The organism is Sellimonas sp. (genome assembly GCF_047234585.1).
Classification (GTDB): domain Bacteria; phylum Bacillota; class Clostridia; order Lachnospirales; family Lachnospiraceae; genus Sellimonas; species Sellimonas caecigallum.
Map to the genome: position 1 here is coordinate 141,841 of NZ_JBKSWG010000003.1, position 9,860 is coordinate 151,700.

Genomic DNA, 9,860 nt, shown 5'->3' on the forward strand with positions numbered 1-9,860 from the left:
AACACCAGCCTTCCAAGCTGGATACGTGGGTTCGATTCCCATCACCCGCTTTTTGTATGTCATGAAAAGCACTGCCTTTTACTTTGAAGGGCAGTGCTTTTTTCTGTAAAGGAAAACTTTTTGACTCGTTTTTTGTTATTTGAGAAAAGACCCGGCTTCATCAATGCAGCAGGGTCTTTAAATGAGCAACAGCCTATTTTGTCAGTACTTCGGCTCCGTCTTCCGTGATAAGCACCATATATTCTACCTGGGCGGAAAGTCCGTCGTCTTCTGTATATACTGTCCAGCCGTTATCTTCGTCGATAAAGAAATCCGGTCCCCCCTCATTGATCATCGGTTCGATCGTAAACATCATTCCAGGGACGAGGAGCATCTCACTCCCTTTTGGCGTTACGTAGCTGACCCACGGCTCTTCATGGAATTCCAGGCCGATTCCATGTCCTCCGATTTCCTCCACAACGGAATATCCATTTTCATTGGCGTGAGCCTGGATGGCGTGAGCGATATCTCCAAGGTGGTTCCACGGTTTTGCCTCCTTAAGTCCAAGTTCAACGCATTCTTTTGTGACGCGCACAAGTTTTGAAGCACGTTCACTGACTTCCCCAATGCAGAACATGCGGGACGCATCCGAAAAATATCCATCGAGGATGGTAGATACATCCACATTGACGATATCTCCTTCCTGAAGGATGATGGATTCATCAGGGATGCCATGACAGATCTCGTTGTTTATGGAAGTGCAGACGCTCTTTGGGAATCCCTGGTAGTTCAAAGGGGCAGGGATTCCGCCGTGCTGAGTTGTGAAGTCATATACGAGCCGGTCAATCTCCTCCGTACTCATTCCGGCATGGATATGTTTTTCTACATGATCAAGGACAGCTGTATTTAGTTTTGCACTCTCCCTGATCTTTTCGATCTGTTCCGGTGTTTTGATCATGCTGTGATCCGGTACAATCTCGCCATTCTCCGCGTGAAGGGCGATTTTTTCGTCCATCGCCATATGGCATTTTTTGTATTTTTTTCCGCTTCCGCACCAGCATGGTTCATTTCGTTCCATATGCAAAATCTCCTTTGTTGTGAATTTGTGTATCTCTGCTTTTCTGCCCGCAGGCAGTCTGTCTTTTTCTTGCCCACGGGATTATTTTGAATATATTCCTCCATTATTATATCGCATTTCGCGGTTGTTAGCACCCATAAAATAAGATATAATAAGAATATATGTTACGGTTCGGATACGGTGTGACACAGGGACGGACGGTAACTGCTAAAAAAAAGAAAGGATGTGAGCATATGCTGCGAATCGGAATGCTGACAAGCGGAGGCGACTGTCAGGCGTTAAATGCTGCAATGCGCGGGGTGGCAAAAGGGATTTTTTCAAAGGTAAAGGATGTAGAGATCTACGGTTTCAAAGATGGATATAAGGGACTGATCTACTCCGACTTCAAGATGATGACGGACAGGGATTTTTCGGGTATCCTTACGACCGGCGGCACGATCCTCGGAACATCACGTCAGCCATTTAAACTGATGAGGGAACCAGGAGAGGACGGGATTGATAAAGTAGAGGCGATGAAACATACTTATCATAAGCTCAACCTTGACTGTCTTGTAGTGCTGGGAGGAAATGGAACGCACAAGACAGCAAATCTTCTGCGGGAAGAGGGACTCAATGTTGTGACACTGCCGAAGACCATTGACAATGATCTCTGGGGAACAGACATGACATTCGGATTTCAGAGTGCGGTAGACATTGCGACAGATACGATCGATAAAATCCACACAACGGCTACTTCACACAGCAGAGTGTTCATCGTGGAAGTCATGGGCCATAAAGTGGGCTGGGTCACACTCCACGCAGGTATTGCAGGAGGGGCAGACATCGTTCTGCTTCCGGAGATCCCTTATGATCTGGATGTAGTTGTAAAATCAATCCAGAAAAGAGCGGATGCAGGAAAGCGTTTTACGATCATTGCTGTGGCAGAGGGGGCTATCACAAAAGAAGAAGCTGAAATGCCGAAGAAGAAACTGAAAGAACTTCAAGAAAAGAAGAAGAAAAAATATCCTTCTGTGGCATATGAACTGGCAGAAAAGATCCAGAATAAGTGTTCGCAGGAAGTTCGCATCACGGTTCCGGGGCATACGCAAAGAGGAGGTTCCCCGTGTCCGTACGACCGTGTCCTTTCCACGAGACTTGGAGCTGCAGCGGCGGAGATGATCCTGAAAAAGGAATTCGGTTACATGGTAGCGATCAGAGAGGATAAGATCTGTAAAGTGCCGCTCAAAGAGGTGGCGGGAAAACTTAAGACGGTAGACCCGAAAGCCGGCATTATCAAAGAAGCAAAAATGGTCGGCATCAGTTTCGGAGATGAAATGTAAAAGAAACAGACAAGGAGAATAAAGAATGTCTTATACTGCCTTATACAGAAAATTTCGTCCATCTGAATTTGAGGATGTCAAAGGACAAGACCACATTGTGACAACATTACAAAACCAGATCAAAGCAGGCAGGATCGGGCACGCGTATCTGTTCTGCGGAACGCGGGGCACGGGTAAGACGACAGTGGCAAAAATTTTTGCAAAAGCGGTAAACTGTGAGCACCCGGTCAACGGCAGTCCGTGCGGAGAATGCGATATGTGCAGGAATATCGGGGCAGGCACCTATATGAACGTAGTGGAGATCGATGCGGCGTCCAACAATGGTGTGGATAATATCCGCAGCATTCGCGAGGAAGTGGAATACCGCCCTGCACAGGGAAGATACAAAGTCTATATCATCGACGAGGTGCACATGCTTTCCATCGGGGCTTTCAACGCGCTTTTAAAAACGCTTGAGGAACCTCCGGAATATGTGATCTTTATTCTTGCGACGACAGAGGTGCACAAGATTCCTATTACGATTCTTTCGAGATGTCAGAGATACGATTTCCGAAGGATTACCATCGATACGATCTCGGACAGGCTAAGAGAGCTGATGGAGAAAGAACAGGTAGAAGTGGAAGAAAGGGCGATCCGGTATGTAGCTAAGGCGGCTGACGGATCTATGCGTGATGCATTGAGTCTCCTCGATCAGTGCATTGCATTCCATATTGGAGAAAAACTCACATACGATATGGTGCTGGATGTTCTTGGGGCTGTGGATACGGATGTTTACAGCGCACTGCTGAGAAAGATTCTGGATCGGGATGTGAAGGCGGTACTGGAGGCGGTCAATGACCTTGTGATGCAGGGAAAAGAGCTGTCTCAGTTATCCGCAGATTTCACATGGTATTTAAGGAACTTGCTATTAGTAAAGAGTTCTGATAATATGGAGGATGTGCTTGATGTCTCTACGGAGAATCTGGCACAGTTGAAAGAAGAAGCACAAAGGATTGACAATGATGCGCTGATCCGCTATATCCGGATCTTTTCAGATCTGAGCGGGCAGCTGAAATATGCGACACAGAAAAGAGTGCTTTTGGAAGTGGCGCTCATCAAACTCTGTAAACCACAGATGGAGACGAGAAACGATACGCTTCTTGACCGGATACGGGCTCTGGAAGAAAAAGTGGCAAAAGGGATTCCGGTACAACGGGAAGTTGTCTCACGGGAAGACGGAGGCGTGAAAAGGGAGTTTGCGCAAACGGAGATGGCGGCGAAGCCTGAGCTCCCAAAGGCGCTCCCGGAAGAAGTGACCGAAGTGGCAAAGAATTTCCGGATGATTGCAAACGAGGCGTCCGGCATGTTAAAGACATACTTAAAGCAGGCGAGGTTAAGCGTCGGAAATCAGGGACAGCTCCAGATCATCCTTCCGGATGATCTGGGGGCAAGTGTCGTAGGGACAGAGGATCACAAGAAGGAAATACGTGATCTGATCGCTCAGCGGACCGGAAGACAGATAGAGATTGAAGTCGGAAAAGTGGAGCAGGGGCGCAGATTTGAAGAAAGTTTTGTGGATTTGGAACAACTTATCCATATGGATATCACAGTAGAAGAATAAGGAGGAACCGATCATGGCAAGAAGAGGAGGTTTTCCGGGCGGTGGAATGCCGGGGAATATGGCAAATCTGATGAAGCAGGCGCAGAAGATGCAGCGTCAGATGGAAGAACAGGCAAAAGAGATGGAGACGAAAGAATTTTCCGCTACAGCAGGAGGCGGTGCGGTAAAAGTGACAGTTTCCGGTAAAAGAGAGATCTTGAAAGTAGAACTTCAGGAAGAAGTTGTTGATCCGGACGATATCGAGATGCTTCAGGATCTGATCGTTGCGGCGGTAAATGAGGCGCTCCGCCAGGTGGATGAAGCCAACACATCCGCCATGAGCAAGCTGACAGGCGGTATGGGCGGTGGCATTCCGGGAATGTTCTAGATCAAGAGGAATGGGAAATGGAATATTACAGCAACCAGATCAGCCGTCTGATCGAGGAACTTTCAAGACTTCCGGGTATCGGAGCAAAATCGGCGCAGCGTCTTGCCTTCCATATCATCCATATGCCGAAAGAGCAGGTAGAAGAGTTTGCCAGGACGATGGTGGATGCAAGAAATAACGTGCGGTACTGTAAAGAATGCTGTACGCTGACTGATGATGAACTCTGTCCTATCTGCCGCAACGAAAACAGGGATCACAGGACGATCATGGTCGTGGAGACCCCGAGAGACCTGGCGGCCTATGAAAAAACAGGAAAGTACGAAGGAGTGTATCACGTACTTCACGGGGCGATTTCGCCGATGCTTGGAATTGGTCCTGGAGACATTCGGCTCAAAGAGCTGATGATGCGGCTTGAAGGCGATGTGGATGAAGTGATCATCGCAACCAATTCCACGCTGGAAGGGGAGACGACGGCTATGTATATCAGCAAGCTCATCAAGCCTGTCGGCATCAAGGTAAGCCGGATTGCCAGCGGGGTGCCGGTCGGCGGAGACCTGGAATACATTGACGAAGTGACGCTTCTGAGAGCCTTGGAGGGAAGGACGGAGCTTTAAAAAGAGGGAGGAGTCTCCCTCCGTTTTGTTGTAAAGGAAAAATGAAGAAGAAAAAAGTGACATCGACAGACATTGCCCGGGCGGCGGGTGTGTCTCAGTCCGCGGTCTCCATGATCCTCAATCAAAAATACAATGTCTCCTTCTCAAAAGAGACGGTTGAAAAAGTGGAGCGGGCAGCAAAAGAAATGAATTATCAGCCGCCAAAAAGGAAGATCAAAAAAGAAAACCGGCGGGAGAAACTTTTGGTTGTATTCTGCTCTAACTTGACAAACCCTTACTACGTAATGCTCCTGCAGGGTATCGAGTCCAGGGCGAAGGAGGCAGGGTACGGACTGTTTATCTGCAATACCCAGCGTGATCTGAAGATGGAGGAGCGGTATCTGAGAATGATGCCCGAGATTTCGCCTCTTGGAATCATTTATACGTGCAATCCGAGCCGATGCTATATGGATACCATCGAAAAGCTTTCGGAGAAGATCCCGATTGTGATCGTGAACAATCAAAATGAACAGCTCAACGTGGATGCAGTAGAACTTGACAACTCGAAGCTGGGGCGTTTGATGGCCAGACATCTGCTGGAGCTTGGGCACCGGGATGTCGCTTATATCGCTCCGCCTCTTACCATCCGTCAGAAACAGCGTTCCAAGCGGGTCGAAGGTTTCCTGAAGGAATTCGATAAGCAGGGATTGAAAGATCGGGTTATCATCAAGGCGGCTGGAGAAGAAATGGATCAAAATGTCCCGAATATCGACTCGGAATATAAGATCGGGTACGATCTCACAAAAGAGCTGCTGGCGGAAAAGCGAGATGTGACAGCTATCGTGGGACTCAATGATATGATCGCGTTCGGGATATTGGATGCTCTTCATGATGAAAAGTATAAGGTGCCGGGCGATATTTCGGTCATGGGCTGCGATAATACATTGTTTGCGCGGATTCACAAAGTATCTTTGACGACGATCGAGCATTTCGTTGTCTTTAAAGGCCGGGACGCATGCGACATCATTATGAAGAAGATTACTACGCAGAATGCCGGATACTCGGAAATCGAGCCTGTCAGCACGTACCATGTCGAGTATGAGCCAAGGTTGATCGTGCGCGGAACTACTTCCTACCCGAAAAAAATAAATTAATGGTTTGGAGAAAAATATTAATAATAAATTGCGTTTCATATGACAAAGAGATACGTTAAAAATCGGGAAGGATGTTGTAAAAATAGTTATTTTTTCACAAAATAGAGACAAGAATAGTGATGATTTGTATTCTCCGAATTGATAATATATTGTTTTATTAATTAATATTTTTATTAATAAAAAACGTGGCGGTTGACCTTGTCATTTTCAGGTTTTATAATAAGAATTAAGAAACAGCGAGTACAAATTCAAGGAGGAACCTGAGATGAAATTTTTTATTGACACAGCGAACGTAGACGATATCAGAAAAGCAAATGACATGGGAGTAATCTGCGGAGTGACGACCAATCCGTCGCTGATTGCAAAAGAAGGGCGTGATTTCAACGAAGTAATTAAAGAGATCGCATCCATCGTGGACGGACCGATCAGCGGCGAAGTAAAAGCGACGACGACAGATGCGGAAGGAATGATCGCGGAGGGACGTGAGATTGCCAAGATCCATCCGAACATGGTCGTAAAAATCCCGATGACAGCAGAGGGACTGAAAGCGGTAAAAGTGCTCTCAGCAGAAGGGATTAAGACAAATGTGACACTGATCTTTACTGCAAATCAGGCTCTTCTCGCGGCAAGGGCAGGGGCAACTTATGTATCTCCGTTTGTCGGACGTCTGGATGATATCTCTGTGAGAGGGACAGAGCTGATCGAGGAGATCGCGGAAATGTTTGCAGTGGCAGGAATCGAAACACAGATCATCGCAGCCAGCATCCGCAATCCGATCCACATCACAGAATGTGCTCTTGCAGGCGCTGATATCGCGACTGTACCGTATAAAGTAATCGAACAGATGACACATCATCCGCTCACAGATGCAGGAATCTCCAAATTCCAGGCAGATTATAAAGCGGTATTCGGAGAATAGGCATAAGAATGGGTATAGAGGTACAGCTCCCCTGTGCCGGAAAACAAAACATAGAACAACCAGGAGGAATTGTCATGGACAATTTAGAATTACAGAAAATTGCCAATGAAGTCCGCAAAGGGATTGTGACTGCAGTTTATCATGCAAAGTCCGGTCACCCAGGCGGATCCTTATCTGCGGCAGACATTTACACATATCTTTACTTTGAAGAAATGAATATCGATCCGGAAGATCCGAAAAAAGCAGACCGCGACCGGCTGGTCGTTTCCAAAGGACATACATCTCCGGGATACTACTCTGCGCTTGCAAACAGAGGTTTTTTCCCGGTAGAAGACCTGAAAACATTCCGTCATGTAGGTTCCTATCTCCAGGGACATCCGGATATGAAACATATCCCAGGAGTAGACATGTCAAGCGGATCTCTGGGACAGGGGATCTCAGCAGCAGTGGGAATGGCCGTTTCCGCAAAACTTTCCGGGGATGACTACCGTGTATACACATTGGTAGGAGACGGAGAAATCCAGGAAGGACAGGTATGGGAAGCAGCCATGCTTGCAGCACACAGAAAGCTTGACAATCTTGTTGTCATTGTGGACAATAACAACCTGCAGATTGACGGACCGATTGATGAAGTAAATTCACCATATCCGATCGACAAGAAGTTCGAAGCCTTCAATTTCCATGTGATCAATGTGGATGGACACGATTTTGATTCTTTGAGAGCAGCGTTTAAAGAGGCGCGCGAGACAAAAGGTGTGCCGACAGCCATTATCGCAAAAACAGTAAAAGGAAAAGGCGTTTCCTTTATGGAAAACCAGGCTTCTTGGCATGGAACAGCTCCGAATGAAGAGCAGTACAAAGTTGCAATGGAAGATTTAGAGAAAGCAGGTGAAGCATTATGTCAGAAGTAAAGAAGATCGCAACAAGGGAAAGCTACGGTAATGCTTTAGTAGAACTTGGGAAAGAACATGATGACGTCATCGTTCTCGACGCAGACCTTGCCGGAGCAACAAAGACAGGAACATTTAAGAAGGCGTTCCCAGAACGCCATATCGACTGTGGTATTGCAGAAGGAAATATGATGGGAGTGGCAGCAGGGCTCGCAGCTACAGGAAAGGTTCCTTTTGCAAGTTCCTTTGCGATGTTCGCAGCAGGACGCGCTTTTGAGCAGGTAAGAAACTCCATCGGATATCCGAAATTAAATGTAAAAATTGGCGCAACCCACGCGGGAATTTCTGTAGGAGAAGACGGGGCTACACATCAGTGTAACGAAGATATTGCTCTGATGCGTACGATACCGGGCATGGTTGTCCTGAATCCGTCTGATGATATTGAAGCGAAAGCAGCTGTGAAGGCGGCTTACGAACATGTAGGGCCGGTTTATATCCGCTTCGGACGTCTGGCTGTTCCGGTTATCAACGACACGCCGGATTATCAGTTTGAGATTGGAAAAGCAATCACACTCAGAGAAGGTACAGATGTGACGATCATCGCTACAGGGCTGGAAGTAAATGAATCTCTCGTGGCAGCTCAGAAGCTGGCAGAAGAAGGGATCAGCGCCGAAGTGATCAATATGCATACAATCAAACCACTTGACGAAGAAGCTGTGCTGAAGGCAGCGGAAAAGACAGGAAAGATCGTTACTGTAGAAGAACACTCCGTTATCGGAGGCCTTGGAAGCGCTGTGTGTGACGTTGTGGCACAGAAAGCATGCGCGAGAGTAATGAAGATCGGTGTCAACGACACATTTGGAGAATCAGGTCCGGCAGTAGAATTGATCAAAAAGTACGAGCTGGATGGCGAAAGTATCTATAAGAAAGTCAAAGCATTCCTTGGAAAATAGAAAAAAACTGCAGATGGCAGGCAGATGCAGCCGTATCGGGGAAAGAAGAACCATTTCCCCGGTACGGCTTTTTGCGTTCATATGGTCAGCAGATTTTCCTGAAAGACAGGTTGGTGCTGTGGGGATGGGCTGTCAGGACGCGGAGGGAATCATCGACTGTGCGATTCTTTTCTCCACCTCTGCCCAGTTGATCACGTGGAACCAGTTGTTGATATAGTCTCCGCGCAGATTTTTGTATTTCAGATAGTAGGCATGCGCCCAGACGTCCAGAGGAAGAATTGGCTGATAGCCGTAAGAGAGGGGGTTATCCTGATTTGGCAGAGCCAGGACTTGCAGATCATTATCCTGATCAGTCACAAGCCACGCAAATCCCGAGCCAAACTGTCCAAGGGCCGCTGTTTTCATCTCAGACCAGAACTCTTCCCCGTCATCATAGAAGTCCAGGATAGAAGGGGCTGTTTTTTGCCCGGGCGGCGCCATAAGATCGAAATAGAGATCGTGGTTATACACTCCGCCCCCGTTATTTCGGACGGCAGTCTGAAGCTCCGGGGGCAGCCTGTCAAGTTCGGTCAAAAGCTGAGTCAGTGTGTGCGACTGATATTCCGGATAATCTTTGAGAGCCGTATTCAGGTTGTCAATGTATGTCTGGAAATGTTTGTCGTGATGAAAATGCATTGTCTCCGCATCGATATATGGCTCCAGAGCATCGTATGAATAAGGGAGCGGCGGAAGGGAAAAAGGGTATGTAAGCTCTGTTATCATGTTTTGCAGCCTCCTGATCCTGCGGCTGGCTGCTCTGAAATCAGTACAGCCAGACTCACTGTATTCTTATATTGAAATATAGTCCTGTGCCTAGAAAGAAATGACAACATTTTTTATGGAAGTCTCCAGTAGAGATTTTGGAAAAGATTTTGAATAAATTATCAGAAAACGTGTGCATCAGCGCGGGAAATTGTGATATAATCCCATCTTTGACAGTTGAAAAGAAAAATGAGTGCCACAATCCAT

Annotated in this window: 10 protein-coding genes; 8 read left to right on the plus strand and 2 right to left on the minus strand. The window is 47.1% G+C overall.

The annotated features are described in order from the left end of the window. Positions 1–193: 193 nt before the first annotated feature. The gene (locus tag ACLROL_RS02095) at positions 194–1,057 is read right to left on the minus strand and encodes a methionyl aminopeptidase (RefSeq protein WP_087202880.1); all 864 of its coding nucleotides are present in this window, start codon (positions 1,055–1,057) and stop codon (positions 194–196) included. Between the two features lie 233 nt (positions 1,058–1,290). Here ACLROL_RS02095 and ACLROL_RS02100 point away from each other — a divergent pair, with 233 nt between their 5' ends. The 8 genes from ACLROL_RS02100 (at position 1,291) to ACLROL_RS02135 (ending at position 8,852) form a co-directional block, all read left to right on the plus strand. Next, positions 1,291–2,376, plus strand: a complete 1,086-nt coding sequence (locus ACLROL_RS02100) for a 6-phosphofructokinase (protein WP_087212917.1) — start codon at positions 1,291–1,293, stop codon at positions 2,374–2,376. Between the two features lie 25 nt (positions 2,377–2,401). Beyond that, positions 2,402–3,976 carry a DNA polymerase III subunit gamma/tau gene (gene dnaX, locus ACLROL_RS02105; protein WP_087202878.1) on the plus strand — a complete coding sequence of 525 codons (1,575 nt, stop codon included), beginning with the start codon at positions 2,402–2,404 and terminating at the stop codon, positions 3,974–3,976. A 13-nt stretch (positions 3,977–3,989) separates the two neighbouring features. Further along, positions 3,990–4,343: a YbaB/EbfC family nucleoid-associated protein gene (locus ACLROL_RS02110; RefSeq protein WP_087202877.1), complete on the plus strand. Its 354-nt coding sequence runs from the start codon at positions 3,990–3,992 to the stop codon at positions 4,341–4,343. A 17-nt stretch (positions 4,344–4,360) separates the two neighbouring features. After that, positions 4,361–4,957, plus strand: a complete 597-nt coding sequence (gene recR / locus ACLROL_RS02115) for a recombination mediator RecR (protein WP_087202876.1) — start codon at positions 4,361–4,363, stop codon at positions 4,955–4,957. 41 nt (positions 4,958–4,998) lie between these two features. Beyond that, complete coding sequence (locus ACLROL_RS02120; RefSeq protein ID WP_087202875.1) at positions 4,999–6,090, plus strand: LacI family DNA-binding transcriptional regulator; 1,092 nt, start codon at positions 4,999–5,001, stop codon at positions 6,088–6,090. Positions 6,091–6,355: 265 nt separating this feature from the next. Further along, on the plus strand, positions 6,356–7,009 hold the full coding sequence (gene fsa / locus ACLROL_RS02125; RefSeq protein WP_087202874.1) for a fructose-6-phosphate aldolase: 654 nt from the start codon (positions 6,356–6,358) through the stop codon (positions 7,007–7,009). A 74-nt stretch (positions 7,010–7,083) separates the two neighbouring features. Beyond that, a complete protein-coding gene (locus ACLROL_RS02130) occupies positions 7,084–7,920 on the plus strand; it encodes a transketolase (RefSeq protein ID WP_087202873.1) in 837 nt (278 codons plus the stop codon). Then, a complete protein-coding gene (locus ACLROL_RS02135; protein WP_413067255.1) occupies positions 7,908–8,852 on the plus strand; it encodes a transketolase family protein in 945 nt (314 codons plus the stop codon). Before ACLROL_RS02130 ends, ACLROL_RS02135 begins: the two co-directional genes overlap by 13 nt. A gap of 132 nt (positions 8,853–8,984) precedes the next feature. On the opposite strand, the gene ACLROL_RS02140 is transcribed toward ACLROL_RS02135, so the two are convergent. Continuing rightward, a complete protein-coding gene (locus tag ACLROL_RS02140; protein WP_413067256.1) occupies positions 8,985–9,614 on the minus strand; it encodes a superoxide dismutase in 630 nt (209 codons plus the stop codon). Positions 9,615–9,860: the final 246 nt, after the last annotated feature.